Annotated in this window: 14 protein-coding genes; 11 read left to right on the top strand and 3 right to left on the bottom strand. The window is 58.7% G+C overall.

All coding sequences use genetic code 11. From position 1 onward, the window contains the following. Positions 1 to 17 precede the first annotated feature (17 nt). The 4 genes from AC1DYQ_RS05200 (at position 18) to AC1DYQ_RS05185 (ending at position 5,715) form a co-directional block, all read left to right on the top strand. The gene (locus AC1DYQ_RS05200; protein WP_477685889.1) at positions 18 to 1,274 is read left to right on the top strand and encodes an RsmB/NOP family class I SAM-dependent RNA methyltransferase; all 1,257 of its coding nucleotides are present in this window, start codon (positions 18 to 20) and stop codon (positions 1,272 to 1,274) included. Between the two features lie 199 nt (positions 1,275 to 1,473). Next, positions 1,474 to 2,673 carry a DesA family fatty acid desaturase gene (locus AC1DYQ_RS05195; protein WP_477685888.1) on the top strand — a complete coding sequence of 400 codons (1,200 nt, stop codon included), beginning with the start codon at positions 1,474 to 1,476 and terminating at the stop codon, positions 2,671 to 2,673. Between the two features lie 647 nt (positions 2,674 to 3,320). After that, positions 3,321 to 5,189, top strand: a complete 1,869-nt coding sequence (locus AC1DYQ_RS05190; RefSeq protein ID WP_477685887.1) for a linalool dehydratase/isomerase domain-containing protein — start codon at positions 3,321 to 3,323, stop codon at positions 5,187 to 5,189. 127 nt (positions 5,190 to 5,316) lie between these two features. Next, positions 5,317 to 5,715, top strand: coding sequence for a diacylglycerol kinase family protein (locus AC1DYQ_RS05185; protein WP_477685886.1), 399 nt, complete (start codon positions 5,317 to 5,319; stop codon positions 5,713 to 5,715). Positions 5,716 to 6,012: 297 nt separating this feature from the next. Here the strand turns inward: AC1DYQ_RS05185 and rpmG are convergent, their stop codons facing one another. The 3 genes from rpmG to trxB form a co-directional block, all read right to left on the bottom strand. Beyond that, positions 6,013 to 6,180 carry a 50S ribosomal protein L33 gene (gene rpmG / locus AC1DYQ_RS05180; RefSeq protein ID WP_007863188.1) on the bottom strand — a complete coding sequence of 56 codons (168 nt, stop codon included), beginning with the start codon at positions 6,178 to 6,180 and terminating at the stop codon, positions 6,013 to 6,015. A gap of 11 nt (positions 6,181 to 6,191) precedes the next feature. Further along, entirely contained in the window at positions 6,192 to 6,425 is a 234-nt protein-coding gene (gene rpmB / locus AC1DYQ_RS05175) for a 50S ribosomal protein L28 (protein WP_293403299.1), read from the bottom strand. Positions 6,426 to 6,626: 201 nt separating this feature from the next. After that, positions 6,627 to 7,571 (bottom strand): thioredoxin-disulfide reductase, encoded by a 945-nt coding sequence (gene trxB, locus AC1DYQ_RS05170; RefSeq protein WP_457279492.1) that lies wholly within the window; start codon positions 7,569 to 7,571, stop codon positions 6,627 to 6,629. Positions 7,572 to 7,747: 176 nt separating this feature from the next. Here trxB and AC1DYQ_RS05165 point away from each other — a divergent pair, with 176 nt between their 5' ends. The 7 genes from AC1DYQ_RS05165 to AC1DYQ_RS05135 all read left to right on the top strand — a co-directional run bounded on the left by AC1DYQ_RS05165 (position 7,748) and on the right by AC1DYQ_RS05135 (position 16,172). Next, positions 7,748 to 8,425 carry a Crp/Fnr family transcriptional regulator gene (locus tag AC1DYQ_RS05165; RefSeq protein ID WP_431097946.1) on the top strand — a complete coding sequence of 226 codons (678 nt, stop codon included), beginning with the start codon at positions 7,748 to 7,750 and terminating at the stop codon, positions 8,423 to 8,425. 248 nt (positions 8,426 to 8,673) lie between these two features. Then, positions 8,674 to 11,028, top strand: coding sequence for a DNA translocase FtsK (locus tag AC1DYQ_RS05160; protein WP_477685885.1), 2,355 nt, complete (start codon positions 8,674 to 8,676; stop codon positions 11,026 to 11,028). A 5-nt stretch (positions 11,029 to 11,033) separates the two neighbouring features. Next, positions 11,034 to 11,678 carry an outer membrane lipoprotein periplasmic chaperone LolA gene (gene lolA, locus AC1DYQ_RS05155; RefSeq protein WP_477685884.1) on the top strand — a complete coding sequence of 215 codons (645 nt, stop codon included), beginning with the start codon at positions 11,034 to 11,036 and terminating at the stop codon, positions 11,676 to 11,678. 70 nt (positions 11,679 to 11,748) lie between these two features. Further along, complete coding sequence (locus tag AC1DYQ_RS05150) at positions 11,749 to 13,047, top strand: replication-associated recombination protein A (protein WP_477685883.1); 1,299 nt, start codon at positions 11,749 to 11,751, stop codon at positions 13,045 to 13,047. Positions 13,048 to 13,310: 263 nt separating this feature from the next. Then, a complete protein-coding gene (locus AC1DYQ_RS05145) occupies positions 13,311 to 14,240 on the top strand; it encodes a branched-chain amino acid ABC transporter permease (RefSeq protein ID WP_457279487.1) in 930 nt (309 codons plus the stop codon). A 34-nt stretch (positions 14,241 to 14,274) separates the two neighbouring features. Next, positions 14,275 to 15,393, top strand: a complete 1,119-nt coding sequence (locus AC1DYQ_RS05140; RefSeq protein ID WP_457279486.1) for an ABC transporter permease subunit — start codon at positions 14,275 to 14,277, stop codon at positions 15,391 to 15,393. A gap of 11 nt (positions 15,394 to 15,404) precedes the next feature. After that, positions 15,405 to 16,172 carry an ABC transporter ATP-binding protein gene (locus tag AC1DYQ_RS05135; protein WP_477685882.1) on the top strand — a complete coding sequence of 256 codons (768 nt, stop codon included), beginning with the start codon at positions 15,405 to 15,407 and terminating at the stop codon, positions 16,170 to 16,172. Positions 16,173 to 16,183 lie beyond the last annotated feature (11 nt).

Here is a 16,183-nt window from a genome sequence, read left to right as displayed (position 1 = left end):
GTGGGACAATAGGGGCTATGCATCCTAAAGCCTTACTCGACAGTTGTTCCGAGCTTCTCAAGCAGGTCCTCAAATTTGATCATCCCGCCGACATGGTGGTGTCACGCTATTTCCGCGACTACCGCCTCGGCCCCCGCGAACGCGCCACCGTGGCGGAAACGATTTACGGCGTTCTGCGCAAGAAAAATCTTTATACCTATCTGGCGCAGCATGGCAGCGGCGCGCCGGAGCGGCGTCTTGCGATTCTCGGTTTTGCGGCGGACCGCGACTTTCTTTTAGGCGCGTTGACTGACCAGGAGAAAGACTGGCTGGCACGCTGTGACCAGGTCAAGCCATCGGACCTGATGGAGCTGCACCGCCACAACCTGCCGCAGTGGCTGGTGGAGCCACTGAAAGAGCAGCTGGGTGATGATTTCTGGCCGCTGGTCGAAAGCCTGAACGCACCGGCCGGGCTTGACTTGCGCGTCAACACGCTCAAGGACAAACGGGCTGATGTCCAGAAGGAACTTGCGAAAGCAGCTATCAAAACCGTAGCAACACCGTATTCGCCCTGGGGCCTGCGGATTGCCGACGGCAAGCCCCAGCTGGGCAAACTGGATGCCTTTACGCGTGGCGCCATTGAAGTGCAGGATGAAGGCTCGCAGCTGCTGGCCCTGCTGGTCGATGCCAAGCGCGGTGAGATGGTGGTCGACTTCTGTGCCGGGGCAGGTGGCAAGACCCTTGCCTTGGGGGCTTCCATGCGCAATACCGGTCGCCTTTATGCGTTTGATACGTCGGGGCACCGGCTCGACGCGCTCAAGCCGCGGCTGGCGCGCAGCGGCCTTTCCAATGTTCATCCGGTGGCCATTGCCCATGAACGTGACGACCGGATCAAGCGCTTGGCCGGGAAGATAGACCGGGTCCTGGTAGATGCTCCGTGCTCAGGGCTCGGCACTTTGCGGCGTAATCCTGACCTCAAATGGCGGCAAACGCCCAAGGCGATTGAGGAGCTCAGGGCCAAGCAAACTGCCATTTTGCAAAGCGCTGCGCGGCTTTTAAAGCCCGGCGGACGCCTGGTTTACGCGACCTGCAGCGTTTTGCGTGAAGAAAACGAAGCCATCGCTGAAGCCTTCAGTGAGGCGAATAAAGAGTTCAACGTCCTTGAAACAGGCCCCTTGTTGACTCATCTGGGGGTGGAACACGCGGAAAAACTCTGCCGCGGACCTTACCTTCGGCTGTGGCCCTACCTGCATCAGACGGACGGGTTTTTCGCAGCAGTATGGCAAAAGTCGTGATATTTTTGGCGACAAAAGACGACAGATAGGCTGATGTTACATATTCATTCGTGATTTTTCGCACTGTTTTACCCTTGGGGCCTGTACTGAAAGTGACTTGGTATTTGTGGGGGATCGCCTTACAATAAGGGGTTATTTTTTGCAGCGCCTGGAGACACATCTGGATAGGCGACTGCTTCAGATTGTTTAAAGGATTTTTATGATCTTGTTTGATGCGGCCCTCGACTGGCTTGCCAATGGGTTGCTTGCCGCCAGCTGGTGGCAAATCGTGTTGTACACGCTGGTGACCACCCATATCACCATTGCCAGCGTCACCATCTATCTGCACCGTCACCAGGCGCACCGCGCCATGGACCTGCACGCGATTCCTTCGCATTTTTTCCGCCTTTGGCTCTGGCTGGGTACGGGCCAGGTCACCAAGGAATGGGTGTCCATTCACCGCAAGCACCACGCCAAGTGTGAAACCTCTGAAGATCCGCACAGCCCGCAGGCTTACGGCATCAAGAAGGTTTTCTGGGAAGGCGCCGAGTTGTACCGCGCCGAAAGCAAAAACAAGGAAACCATGGCCAAGTTCGGCCACGGCACGCCCAATGACTGGATTGAGCGCAACGTCTACACCCGCTATAGCTGGCAGGGCGTGGGCCTGATGATGATCATCGACCTGGCGCTCTTCGGTGCTGCAGGCCTGGCTGTCTGGGCCGTGCAAATGGCCTGGATCCCCGTGACGGCGGCCGGCATCATCAACGGCATCGGCCACTATTGGGGCTATCGCAATTTTGAGGCGCCTGATGCCAGCACCAACATTTCGCCCTGGGGCATCATGATTGGCGGCGAAGAGCTGCACAACAACCATCACACCTACCCGACGTCGGCCAAGTTCTCGGTCAAGCCCTACGAATTCGACATCGGCTGGGTGTATATCCGTGCCATGGAAAAAGTTGGCCTGGCCTCCGTCAAGAAGGTCCCGCCCAAGCTCCAGCTGGGTTCCATCCAGCCTGTGGCAGATGAAAAAACCCTGGAAGCCCTGATCGCCCATCGCTATGAAGTCATGGCGGGTTTCGCGCGCGAACTGCGCCGCGCCGGCAGGGCCGAACTCGAAGTGCTGAAGGCCAGGAAAGCCGACGTGTCCGTGTTGCGCGCAGCCAATCGCTGGCTGCACCGCGATGACGACAAGGTGCCGGCTGCAGCCAAACCCCAGCTGGCGCAGGCCCGCGCCGAACATCCCGTGCTGGACAAGATGGTCACCATGCGGGAAGAACTGCGCCAGATGTGGCTGACCACCTCGGCCTCCCGTGAGCAGCTGGCTGCGGACCTGCAGGCCTGGTGCCACCGCGCTGAGGAAAGCGGCATCGCCGCTTTGCGCGAATTCTCGATGAAGCTGCGGGCTGCCCGCACCTGACCTGACGCTACATATCCGACCTGGTCACCCGGTCGAAACTTCAAGGCCGCTTCCGGAGAAATCCAGGAGCGGTTTTTTATTGTTCGGCGCAAAGTACGGGTTCCATGATCGAGCGCCCCAAGATTTGGTAATGGTAGGGTCGCTACCAGCGCACTGATCAGGGCGTCCGAGATTAGTCATCTTCTGCACACAGAAGAGCCTTCTCACGTGAATTGCGCTGAACCTGACACACTCTCGAGGTGAAAGCGCTGTCCCCACATTCGACAGCTGGTGGTCGCGCCCACTGACGAGCCAAACGCTGCCACCGGCAGGTCGTAGTGCTTGAGGTTCTTCCTCCAGGAAGCCGGCTGTTTGCCAATACTCGAGGCAAGAATCGCGGAAGCAGCGGCGCACCTTGATGCAGATCCCACACACACGCAACTCAAAACGGGCTATTGGGTCGATGTTCCGCGGCGTAAATGGTCGTCTGGCAGGTGACTTCACACCCACTTCATACAGTTCATCAAGACCTCACAGATGCGTATCAGACTGCACCTATCGAAAGCCGAGTGCATCAAATCTGGTGTTTTCATTCGAAGAAAGGTCGGTCTGTGAGTTCAATCTGTAGCGTCGCTACTCTTCCGCCATACACAAGAATTTTCGGCCCGGTGACGACAAGAAAGACTGTCCGGCTTCTAAAACTGTATCTGCTGCTCGTTACGGGCGGCTCGGCTTTGCTGCTTTTCGCGCATCAGGATGCCTTGCAGATTTTCGGCTTGGGGTTGATGGTGCCGGGCGGTGGATTTCTGGCGCATGCTGATATCTGCACAGGCGGTGGCATAGGTCATATAGCCGCGTGGCTGTGTTCGGTTGGTGCCTTGGCGTTGGCGCTGTTGGTCTGGTTTGGCACGGGCAACGTGTTGCTGCCTCCGTTTGTATGGCTCGGTTCGGCATTTTGGGCCGCGAGCATGAACCATGGCGCAATTCAGCCAGGGGTGGTAATTAATGTGTACTACGCGCTCATGCTGTTTGCTGCAGCAGGCTACCTGTCGATGCTGGCCTGGTTTATGTTTTCAGGCCGGCAAAGGCGCATCGATAACGACTACTTGATCCGACAAACGGCTCGATTGGACACGATCTTCACAGCCCAATCACCAAGGAAAAAACCGGAAATGTCTTTGGCGCATCTGCATCGTGTGAGGTTCGCACTCGATCGGGCTCTGCAACCTTTAGATAAATTTTCCGGATTCGAGCAACGCGATCAATTTCAGACGGCGGCGCTTCGCTATCAAGTCAACTTTCTGGCTTATGGCATTGCCTTGACGCAGGCACGCTTCACGCCTGCGTTAGGCGGGTACATGAGCGACGCGCAAAGCAAGCTGCTGAACAAGCAGACACAGCATCGCGCATGGGCCTACTGGTCGCTGGAAAATCTATGGGGAAACTTCCGATGGAACTCCGACCCTACGGTCCGTGAAAACATCATGTACACGGGCTTCGTGGCGCTGCAGATGGCCCTGTTCCAGGCCAGCACAGGAAGTCAGGAATTTTCGAAAAAAGGTGCCTTTACGCTGGTGCACCCGAACGGAAAACGCTACGAACACAGTTTTGAGTCCTTGCTGTCCAGGTTGGAAAAAGAATACGAACGTTCACCCTTCTATTTGATGGCCTGCGAGCCCAACTGGGTCTATCCCCTGTGCAACACAATGGGGGCCGCGGCATTGCGTGCCCACGATGCGCGGTACGGTCAGATGAAATGGGCCGGTCACGCGTCAGAGTTTCGCCGGCAGCTGGAGGCGGAGTTTCTGGATGGTACGGGTCGCTACGTGCCATGCCGTTCTACGTATACGGGATTGGCCTTGCCCGCCATTGGTGGCGCAATGCCCCTCGCGATGCCCTGCTACTTTTTGAATGCGCTGGAACCTGACTTGGCGCGTCGCCAATGGCTGTTGTTGAGACGTCAGCTGTTCGATGGTCATGAGCGACTACGACGCAGTGAATTCTGGCCCATCGACACAGGAAACTATGGTTTCTCAAGAGGCAGTGCCTACGCAGTGACGGCCTTGGCGGCGGCAGAGTTGGGCGATGAGTGTGTGTATCAAAACTGCATGGATGCCCTGGAGCGCGAGTGTCCAACTACTCTCAGTCATGGGGTCGCTCACAGGAATAAGGCCTCGGTATGGGCGCATGGCGTCGAGCTGATGGCGCACTCCGGAGGGCGCGACAGTTTTCGAGACTTGATCAACAACCCACTTTCATCAAAAGGTCCCAGGTTGGAACCCCTGTCCTATCCCGATGTGCTGGTCGCATCTGCGCACTCCGATGCTGTAAGCAGCTCTTTGCAAGCGGTGCTGTACGGCGGAGCCGGCGATGGCATTAAGAGCTTGGGCGTGTCGGGCTTGCGTCCGTTAGCACCTTATCGGGTCACAGGCGCATGCCTGACGCAGGTTCTGGCTGACGACACGGGAAATGTGTGCTTGCAGATTCCGCTTGCTGGGCGCACCTGTTTGACGCTGGAGCCGGCCGGCGCGCTGTGATGGGTTGCTGTATTTTGATGGCCACGGTATGGGGCTGCTTGTATGGGTTGCAGGTTATGCAGGTGTGCACTGTTCGACGTTCATGTGTTGCCCAGGCTTGGCGGTTGGTAAATAGGAAGGACGGGAAATGAAAGAAGTCCCTTATGCCCGCGCGCCGCAACGATTCACTCTGGTCGCACGCCTCAAGAGCTTTGGTTATGCCTTCGAGGGGATTGCTTTGATGCTTAAAACACAGCACAACGCATGGCTGCATCTAATCGCCACAATGCTGGTGACGGGATTGGCCGCTTGGTGCCGAGTGGACGCCGGCGATTGGCGCTGGCTGATTGGTGCGATGACCATGGTTTGGATGGCAGAGGCCATGAACACTGCAGTGGAGTCGCTCTGCGATGTTGTGTCGCCACAATATTCATTGGCAGTCAAATGCGCAAAGGATATTGCCGCCGGCGGCGTGTTGATTGCGGCTTGTGCAGCAGCGGCAACCGGTGTCATAACCTTCTGGCCCTATTTTGGAAATAGTCTATAAATTTCCGTCGATGGCTCTGCTCTTGGAGTTAGCCTGAGTTGGCTGCGGATGTGGCTTGCCAGATGATTGCGTTGTGGCGCTGTGCGTGGTGCGCCGCCTTGGTGGTAAGACTTAAACCAAAAATGGGCTTATGTGGACCAGATTTCGACAGGATTCAAACAAGCCACGTGGCAACCTGCTTATTTGGTGGGAGTTTTGCTTTCTAGATCCCAGAAAAAAAGGACACCGAGGTGTCCTTTTTTTCTGGGTGTGCCGACCGAGCGGGTAGTTTTTAACTAGGCACGGATTCGTAACTATTTATTTCAGCTTGATTTCTTTGTATTCCACGTGCTTGCGTGCCTTGGGATCAAATTTCATGATCAGCATCTTGTCGGGCGTGGTTTTCTTGTTTTTGGTGGTCGTGTAGAAATGACCCGTACCGGCAGTCGATTCCAGCTTGATTTTTTCGCGTGCGCCTTTAGCCATGATGCTTCTCCTTAGACTTCACCGCGGGCACGAAGGTCCACCAGGACCGCATCGATGCCTTTTTTGTCGATCAAGCGCAGACCAGCGCTGGTGATGCGCAGGCGCACCCAGCGGTTTTCGCTTTCAACCCAGAAGCGGCGGTACTGCAGATTAGGCATGAACCGGCGCTTGGTTTTGTTGTTTGCGTGAGAAACATTGTTTCCCACCATCGGGCCTTTGCCCGTTACCTGACAGACGCGTGCCATGAGCACTCTCCGTAAAAAATTAGAAATCGGATGCTGGCAAAGGGTAAATCTGCACGAGACAGACCTGCAAATGCCCAGCTAAGCCATAGATTATAGCCTGAAAACTGATTTGTTCCAATTCCGCCGATTGAGAGCCTCGGCAGGGCGGCAAAAGAGCTGGAAAAAAGAGACAAAAGAGGAAGTCAGCGCTTCCTCTGGCTTTTAGGAGCCTTGCTCCAGGAAGCGCTGGGCATCCAGCGCCGCCATGCAGCCTGTTCCGGCACTGGTAATTGCCTGGCGGTAAATATGGTCCTGCACGTCGCCGGCAGCGAAGACGCCCGGAACGCTGGTCATGGTGGCAAACCCCTGCAGCCCGGTTTTGGTGATGATATAGCCGTCTTTCATTTCCAGCTGCCCTGCAAAGATGTCTGTGTTCGGCTGGTGGCCGATCGCGATAAAACAGCCTTTGAGGGTGATGTCCTGCGAGGCATCGCTGTTTGTGCTCTTCAGGCGGACGCCTGTCACCCCTGAAGCGTCACCGAGCACCTGCTCCAGCGTGTGGTGCAGTTTGAGTTCGATCTTGCCTGCGGCCACTTTTTCGTGCAGTTTGTCGATCAGGATGGCTTCGGCCTTGAATTTGTCGCGGCGGTGTACCAGCGTGACCTTGCTGGCGATGTTGGATAAATACAGTGCCTCTTCGACGGCGGTGTTGCCGCCACCCACCACGCAGACCTCTTCTCCGCGGTAGAAGAAGCCGTCACAGGTGGCGCAGCCGGAAACGCCGCGGCCCATGAATGCCGTCTCCGACTCCAGGCCCAGGTACTTGGCGGAGGCACCGGTAGCGATGATCAGCGAGTCGCAGGTGTAAGTCCCGCTGTCGCCCGTCAGGGTAAAGGGGCGTTTGCTGAAGTCGACCTTGTTGATGTGGTCAAAAATAATCTCGGTCTTGAAGCGCTCGGCGTGCTCCAGAAAGCGCTGCATCAGGTCGGGCCCCTGCACGCCATGCACGTCGGCCGGCCAGTTGTCGACCTCAGTGGTGGTCATGAGCTGACCGCCTTGCGCAATGCCGGTGATCAATACCGGGTTGAGATTGGCGCGCGCTGCGTAGACGGCTGCGGTATAACCCGCAGGCCCTGAACCGAGGATGAGGACTCTGGAATGTTTCATGATGAAAAACTGATTGGGAAAGTGTAAGAACTCATGTAGAGTCATGCCGCATAAGTGCAGCGTCAAGTAAAAACAGCTGCTGGTACTTTTCAGGCATTTGATTTCTTATGAGATTGCGTGCCATTGTAAGAACTCACACGACTAGCCGTCCGATGTGAGGTTGGGAGATATCTGCTATGACAACGATGGTGTCTAACCTGGAATTGATTCGCCGGGTCCCGCTTTTTTCCGTGTTGACTGCCAGCCAGGCTGCATCGGTCGCCGATACCGTGGTCAAGCGCCGGTTCAAGCGCGGCGAGCCTATCGTGGAGCAGGGCAAAAAATCCAACGCCCTTTCCATCATCCTGACTGGCCGCGCACGCGTTATCACCACAGATTCCCGGGGCCGCGAGGTCATTCTGGCCACCATGCACCCTGGTGACTACGTGGGTGAAATGAGCCTGATCGACAATGAACCTCACTCCGCCACGGTGCGTGCCGAGATCCAGACTGATGCCCTGATTCTGGGCCGCCTGGAGTTTGCACGTTGCCTTCCGGAAAACAGCTCCATGGCCTATGCCGTGCTGAAGGGGCTGGTCCAGCGACTGCGCCATGCAGACCGGCAGATTGAGTCGCTGGCCCTGATGGATGTGTATGGCCGTGTGGCCAGGGCATTGCTCGAATTCGCCAATGAAGACGGCAGCGGAAATGCCGTGATCCGCGACAAGGTTTCCAGGCAGGATCTGGCCAAGATGGTCGGCGCTTCGCGCGAAATGGTCAGCCGGGTGATGAAGGATCTTGAAGAGCGCGGATTCATCGAAACCCGCGACGATGGCTCGCTTTTGGTGAAAGAGCGTCTTCATACGCTGGGATAGTGCCCTGACAGACCCTGCCGTACGGTTTGGCGTCTCTGGCGCTCCCTCAAAGCCCTTACCCAACTGCGGTAAGCTTGGTACTGCAACCCGGAAATATCGAAACATGAATGCGCGTCTTCGTACCTATGGCGGCGTTGCAAGCCTTGCGAAGGCATATAGCCTTCGCTGCGGCTCGCGCCTTGCCTTGGGCACGAATCCATCCCTTTCATTTTGTCTCGCTACTTCCGGCTTGCAGTACTAGCCGGGCCATGACTTACTCACTCGATACCCTGAACTCCAGAAATTCCCCAGCCGTGGGCGCGCCCAGCGGCATCAAACGCTTTGCCCATGAAGTCAGCCTGATTCTGGGTCTGCTCGGCCTGATTTTCTGGCTCGCGGCATTGCTCAGCTATTCACCGCAAGACGCTGCCTGGTCAACATCCGGTACCGCGGACATCCTGGGCGGCGCCCAAGCTGCGGCCCGCAACTGGGGTGGCCGCCTGGGCGCATGGCTGGCAGATGCGAGCTATTTCCTGCTGGGCTTTTCCGTCTGGTGGGCATTGGCGGCAGGCGCACAGGTCTGGCTGTCTTCATTGGCGCGCTGGCTTCGCGGCGAACCCCTTGCTCCCGATTCTTCCCACTCCGCCGGCCGGATCCGGTTTTGGCTGAGCCTGCTCCTGCTTTTGCTGGCCAGCGCGGCGCTGGAATGGTCACGGCTGTACCGTTTTGAATTCAGATTGCCCGGTCACGCTGGCGGCGTGCTGGGTTACCTGGCTGGAACGCAGGGCGAGAAATGGCTGGGTTTTGCTGGCTCAGGCCTGGTCTTCATTGCGCTCGGCGTTATCGCCGTGTCCGCCGTATTTGGCTTTTCCTGGGGGCATGTGGCCCTGCGTGTTGGCGCGTGGATTGACAACCTGATTGACTCCCGTCGCGAAAAGCGCGAAATTGCCGAAGACCTCGCCTTCGGCAAACTGGCTGCGCGTGAGCGCGAAGAGACCTTGATAGACGAGCGTATCGAGATTGAAGAGCACCACCCGGTGCCGGTCCTGATCGAGCCCGTGCTCGTGGACATTCCCAAAAGCGAGCGCGTGGCAAAAGAACGGCAAAAACCGCTCTTCAGTGAGATGCCCGACTCCAAGCTGCCGCAGGTTGACCTGCTCGATGGTGCGTTGACGCGCCAGGAGACCGTGGCCCCCGAGACGCTGGAAATGACCTCGCGGCTGATCGAGAAAAAGCTGAAAGATTTCGGCGTCGAGGTGCGTGTCGTGGCCGCTGCGCCAGGCCCCGTCATCACCCGTTATGAAATCGAGCCGGCGACGGGTGTGAAGGGTTCGCAGGTCGTTAACCTGGCCAAAGACCTGGCGCGCGCCCTCAGCCTGGTTTCCATTCGCGTGATCGAAACCATTCCCGGCAAAAACTACATGGCGCTGGAGCTGCCCAACGCCAAGCGCCAGTCCATCAAGCTCAGTGAAATCCTGGGTTCACAGGTCTACAACGAAGCCAAGTCCATGCTCACCATCGGCTTGGGCAAGGACATCAGCGGCGCTGCGGTGGTGGCTGACCTCGCCAAGATGCCGCACTGCCTGGTGGCCGGTACCACCGGCTCGGGCAAGTCGGTCGGCATCAACGCCATGATCCTGAGCCTGCTCTACAAGGCCGATGCACGTGACGTGCGGCTGCTGCTGATCGACCCCAAGATGCTGGAGATGAGTGTCTATGAAGGCATTCCGCATTTGCTGGCGCCGGTCGTGACCGACATGCGCCAGGCCGCCCACGGCCTGAACTGGTGTGTGGCCGAAATGGAAAAACGCTACAAGCTCATGAGCAAGCTGGGCGTGCGCAACCTGGCTGGCTACAACGCCAAACTCGACGAGGCCAAGGCCAAGGGCGAATTCATCTACAACCCCTTCAGCCTCACGCCCGAGCAGCCCGAGCCGCTGGAGCGCCTGCCTTACATCGTGGTGGTGATCGACGAGCTGGCCGACCTGATGATGGTGGTCGGCAAGAAGATTGAAGAGCTGATTGCCCGCCTGGCGCAAAAAGCCCGGGCTGCCGGCATCCACCTGGTGCTGGCTACCCAGAGGCCAAGCGTGGATGTGATTACCGGCCTGATCAAGGCCAATATTCCCACCCGCCTGTCTTTCCAGGTCAGCAGCAAGATCGACAGCCGGACCATTCTTGACCAGATGGGCGCCGAGGCTTTGTTAGGAATGGGTGACATGCTTTACATGCCGAGTGGTACAGGCTTTCCAATTCGGGTGCATGGTGCGTTTGTGAGTGATGACGAAGTGCACCGCGTGGTGGCCTACCTCAAGCAGCAGGGCGAACCCAATTACATCGAAGGCGTGCTCGAAGGCGGTACCGTCGATGGCGAGGACGGCGACTTGCTGGGTGATGGCGGCAGTGGCGGCAACGGCGGTGGTGAAAAAGACCCGATGTACGACCAGGCCGTGGAAGTTGTACTGAAGAACCGCAAGGCCAGCATTTCGCTGGTGCAGCGTCACCTCAAGATCGGCTACAACCGCGCGGCGCGGTTGGTCGAAGACATGGAAAAAGCCGGGCTGGTCAGTGCCATGAGTGGCAGCGGTCAGCGCGAAATCCTGGTGCCCTCGCGGGCGGAGTGACGATCATGAAGAAATATTTTGCTACTGTTTTGATAGCTGCTTGCGCCCATCCTGTATGGGCCAATGGCCTGGAAAGCCTCGAAACTTTCGTGAAGACCGTCAGCAGCGGCCGCGCCGAGTTCACCCAGGTGGTGACGGCGCCGGGCAAGGACGGCCAGGCTGCACGCAGCAAGACGTCGAACGGTACGTTTGAGTTTTCGCGGCCCAACCGTTTCCGCTTTGTCTATAAAAAGCCTTTTGAGCAAACCATCGTGGCCGATGGCCAGACCTTGTGGCTCTACGACGCAGACCTCAACCAGGTCACCTCGCGCAAGCAGTCCAGCGCGCTGGGCTCGACGCCAGCTGCCTTGATCGCTGCGGCTCCTGATTTGCGCGCGCTGCAGGCCGATTTCACCCTGGCTGCGGCGCCCGACGCCGGCGGTCTGCAGTGGGTAGTTGCCACGCCCAAGGCCAAAGATGGGCAACTGCAGACCGTGCGTGTGGGCTTTCGCCCCGGCGAAAAGTCGTCAGGCCTCGCTGCGCTTGAAATCCTCGACAGCTTCGGGCAGCGCTCCGTGTTGAGCTTCAGCAAGGTCGAAGTCAACCCCAGCCTGCCAGCCGATACGTTTCGCTTCGTACCGCCCCCCAAGGCGGATGTGATCAAGCAGTAAAGACGGGTAACACGGCGCCGGTGCCGCCCGCGAAGCGTCAGGTGCTCAAGGCGGGACAACGCAAAGACTCATGGCCACCAAATCCTCCCACCAGCCACTGGCCGAACGCTTGCGCCCCCAAAACCTGGGCGAAGTGATCGGTCAGCAGCACCTGCTGGGTGAAGGCATGCCACTGCGCATCGCGTTCGAATCGGGACAGCCGCACAGTTGCATCCTTTGGGGCCCGCCCGGCGTCGGCAAGACCACCATCGCGCGGCTCATGGCGAGCAGTTTTGATGCTCACTTCATCACTATTTCCGCCGTGCTGGGCGGCGTCAAGGACATCCGGGAGGCAGTCGAGCAGGCGTCTGTCTGGCAGGGGCAGGGCGGCAAGCGCACGATTGTGTTCGTCGATGAGGTACACCGCTTCAACAAAAGCCAGCAGGACGCATTTTTGCCCCATGTGGAAAGCGGCCTTTTCACCTTCATTGGCGCCACCACTGAAAACCCATCGTTCGAGGTGAACTCGGCCTTGCTCTCGCGCGCGGTGGTGTACGTATTGCAGCCGCTGGGTGAAGCGGATCTCAAGAAAATAGTGGCCAAGGTGCTTGCGGAACGGGCGCTACCAGCTATAGAAACCATAGCAGATGAGGCCGTTGACAGGCTGGTTTCCTATGCCGACGGCGACGCCCGCCGCCTCTTGAACACGCTGGAGTCCCTCAGCGTGGCGGCCAAGGCCGAGAAAGTCACCGAGGTCACCGACGCCTGGCTGCTCAAGGTACTGGGCGAACGCCTGCGCCGTTACGACAAGGGCGGCGAACAGTTCTACGACACCATTTCCGCCCTGCACAAGTCGGTGCGCGGCTCAGACCCCGACGCGGCGCTCTACTGGTTCATGCGCATGCTCGACGGCGGCGCCGAACCGCGCTACATGGCGCGTCGGCTGGTGCGCATGGCCAGCGAAGACATCGGGCTGGCCGACCCGCGTGCCTTGCGCATGGCGCTGGATGCTGCGGAAGTCTACGAACGCCTCGGTTCCCCCGAGGGCGAGCTGGCGCTGGCCCAGTGCGTTATCTATCTGGCAGTCGCGCCCAAGTCCAATGCCGTCTACAAGGCCTTCAACGAGGCCAAGGCTTTCATCGCCAAAGACGGCACCCGCCCGGTGCCTCTGCATTTGCGCAATGCACCAACAAAGCTCATGAAACAGCTGGATTACGGCAAAAACTACCGTTACGCCCACGACGAGGAGGACGGCTTTGCCGCGGGTGAGAATTATTTTCCGGAAGGCATGTCACCTCCAGGTTTCTATCGCCCCGTCAACAGGGGGCTGGAGATACGCATAGCTGATAAGTTAAATGAGTTGAAAATTAAGAACAATAAGAAAGGCTAATAAAAAACAAAAGCCGCTGATAAAGGCTGATCCAGCCCCGAAAATACACTCCCTCAAGGGTAAACCCCGCGAAAACCGCACCGCTGGCTCGATTCTCGCTAGAGACGCTTGGCTACAATTTGCGGATTAGCTCGCCAACTTCACCAGCCATCCGGCTTTGATAGGCGGGCTTTTTGTTAACTCGCGCCAGCCGCCGGTGATCCCGGCAGCTGGCGGTCGCCAGGCAGAGTTGGCAATTTCATCAAACGGACGGAGAGTGAGTTATGGAAATATTGCTACAGCAGATCATCAATGGTCTGGTGCTGGGCAGCATGTATGCCTTGATCGCCTTGGGCTACACGATGGTGTACGGCATCATCAACCTGATCAACTTCGCACACGGCGAAGTACTGATGGTGGGGGCTTTGACCAGCTGGACCATCATCGGCCTGATGCAGGATTCCATGCCGGGCACGCCAGGCTGGATTATTTTGCTGATTTCGCTGCTGATCGCCTTTGTGGTGTGCGGCGCCCTCAATTTCGCGATTGAGAAAATCGCCTACCGGCCCTTGCGAAACTCTCCCAAACTGGCCCCGCTGATCACCGCCATCGGCATGTCGCTGCTGCTGCAGACCCTGGCCATGATCATCTGGAAGCCCAACTACAAACCCTATCCCACGCTGTTGCCTTCCGAGCCTTTCCAGGTCGGCGGTGCCGTCATCACCGTGACCCAGCTCTTCATCCTGGGCGCAACCGTTGTCTCCCTTTCCGTGCTCATGTGGCTGGTGCATTACACCAAGCTGGGCCGCGCGATGCGTGCCACCGCTGAAAACCCCCGCGTCGCGGCACTGATGGGCGTGCGGCCCGACACTGTCATCTCGGCCACCTTCATCATCGGCGCCATCCTCGCCGCGCTGGCCGGCGTCATGTACGCCTCCAACTACGGGACGGTGCAGCACACCATGGGCTTCCTGCCCGGCCTCAAGGCCTTCACGGCGGCTGTGTTCGGCGGCATCGGCAACCTGGGCGGCGCGGTGCTCGGCGGCATTTTGCTGGGCCTGATCGAATCCATCGGCGCCGGCTACATCGGCCCGCTAACGGGCGGCGTGCTGGGCAGCCAGTACTCCGACATCTTTGCTTTCATCGTGCTGATTTTTGTGCTCACGCTGCGGCCGTCGGGCTTGCTGGGTGAGCGTGTAGCGGACCGGGCGTGACGCCGCGTCCATCCGGTACACAAGGAGAACATTCATGAATTCTGTCAAATCGAAAAAACTCATTACCTTCCTGATCGTCGCGGCGGCGCTGCTGGTGCTGCCCCTGATCCTGCAGCAGGGCGGCAACGCCTGGGTGCGGATTGTCGACATGGCGCTGCTGTATGTGCTGCTGGCCCTGGGCCTGAACATCGTGGTTGGTTACGCCGGCCTGCTGGACCTGGGTTACGTTGCCTTCTTCGCGGTCGGCGCCTACCTGTTCGCGCTGCTCGGCTCGCCGCACCTGGCCGACGCCTTTCCCTGGATTGCAGCGCAGTTTCCGAACGGGCTGCATTTGCCGATCTGGGCGATCATCCCGGCCGCAGCGGCCCTCGCCGGATTCTTTGGCGTTGTGCTGGGCGCACCGACCCTCAAGCTGCGTGGCGACTATCTCGCCATCGTGACACTGGGCTTCGGTGAAATCATCCGCGTGTTCCTGAACAACCTGGACCGCCCCATCAACCTGACCAACGGTCCCAAGGGCATCAACCAGATCGACTCGATGAAGTTCTTCGGCTTCGACCTGGGCAAGCCGCATGAGTTTTTCGGCTTCGAAGTCAACTCGGTGTCGATGTACTACTACCTCTTCCTGGTGCTGGTGATCGTCTCGGTTGTGGTTTGCCACCGCCTGGAAAACTCCCGCATCGGCCGCGCCTGGATGGCGATCCGTGAAGACGAAATCGCCGCCAAGGCCATGGGCATCAACACCCGCAACCTGAAGCTGCTGGCCTTCGGCATGGGCGCCACTTTCGGCGGTGTGTCAGGCTCCATGTTTGCCGCCTTCCAGGGGTTTGTATCTCCCGAATCCTTCAGCCTGATGGAGTCGGTCATGATCGTCGCCATGGTGGTGCTGGGTGGCATCGGCCATTTGCCCGGCGTCATTCTGGGTGCCTTGCTGCTCGCGGCCTTGCCTGAAGTGCTGCGCCATGTGGCCGGCCCGCTGCAGGCCATGACCGACGGCCGGCTTGACTCCGCCATCCTGCGTCAGCTGCTGATCGCGCTGGCCATGATCAGTGTCATGCTGATGCGTCCGCGCGGCCTGTGGCCCGCTTCCGAGCACGGCAAGTCGCTGAACAAGCCCGTCGGCCCGGACCCTATCCAGTCAATCAACCCCTAAGGAGAATGGACATGAGCGAAACCATTCTTAAAGTCTCGGGTGTCTCCAAGCGCTTCGGCGGTTTGCAGGCCCTTTCCGATGTCGGCATCCATATCGAGCGTGGCCAGGTGTATGGCCTGATCGGCCCCAACGGCGCCGGTAAAACCACCTTCTTCAATGTATTGACGGGCCTTTACACGCCCGACAGCGGCACCTTCGAGCTCGCCGGCAAGCCCTACAAGCCGACGGCGGTCCACGAAGTGGCCAAGGCCGGCATTGCCCGTACCTTCCAGAACATCCGTCTGTTTGCCGACATGACCGCCCTCGAAAACGTCATGGTCGGCCGTCATATCCGTACCAGCTCGGGCCTGATTGGCGCCGTGCTGCGCACCCCCGGTTTCAAGCACGAAGAAGCCGCCATCGCCAAGCGCTCGCAGGAGCTGCTGGACTATGTCGGCATCGGCAAATACGCCGACTTCAAGGCGCGCACCCTGAGCTACGGCGACCAGCGCCGCCTCGAAATTGCCCGGGCTCTCGCGACCGACCCGCAGCTTATTGCGCTGGACGAGCCGGCCGCCGGCATGAACGCGACCGAAAAAGTGCAGCTGCGCGAACTGATCGACCGGATCCGCAAGGACAACCGCACCATCCTGCTGATCGAACACGACGTGAAGCTGGTCATGGGCCTGTGCGACCGGGTCACCGTGCTCGACTACGGCAAGCAGATCGCCGAAGGCGCGCCCGCGGACGTACAAAAAGACGAAAAAGTGATCACCGCCTATCTGGGCACAGGTCATTGAAGGAAAGCAAG

Source organism: Polaromonas sp. P1_F4 (assembly GCF_056405675.1).
Note: the sequence above shows the minus strand (reverse complement) of the source record. Positions and strands in the feature narration are given on the sequence as shown.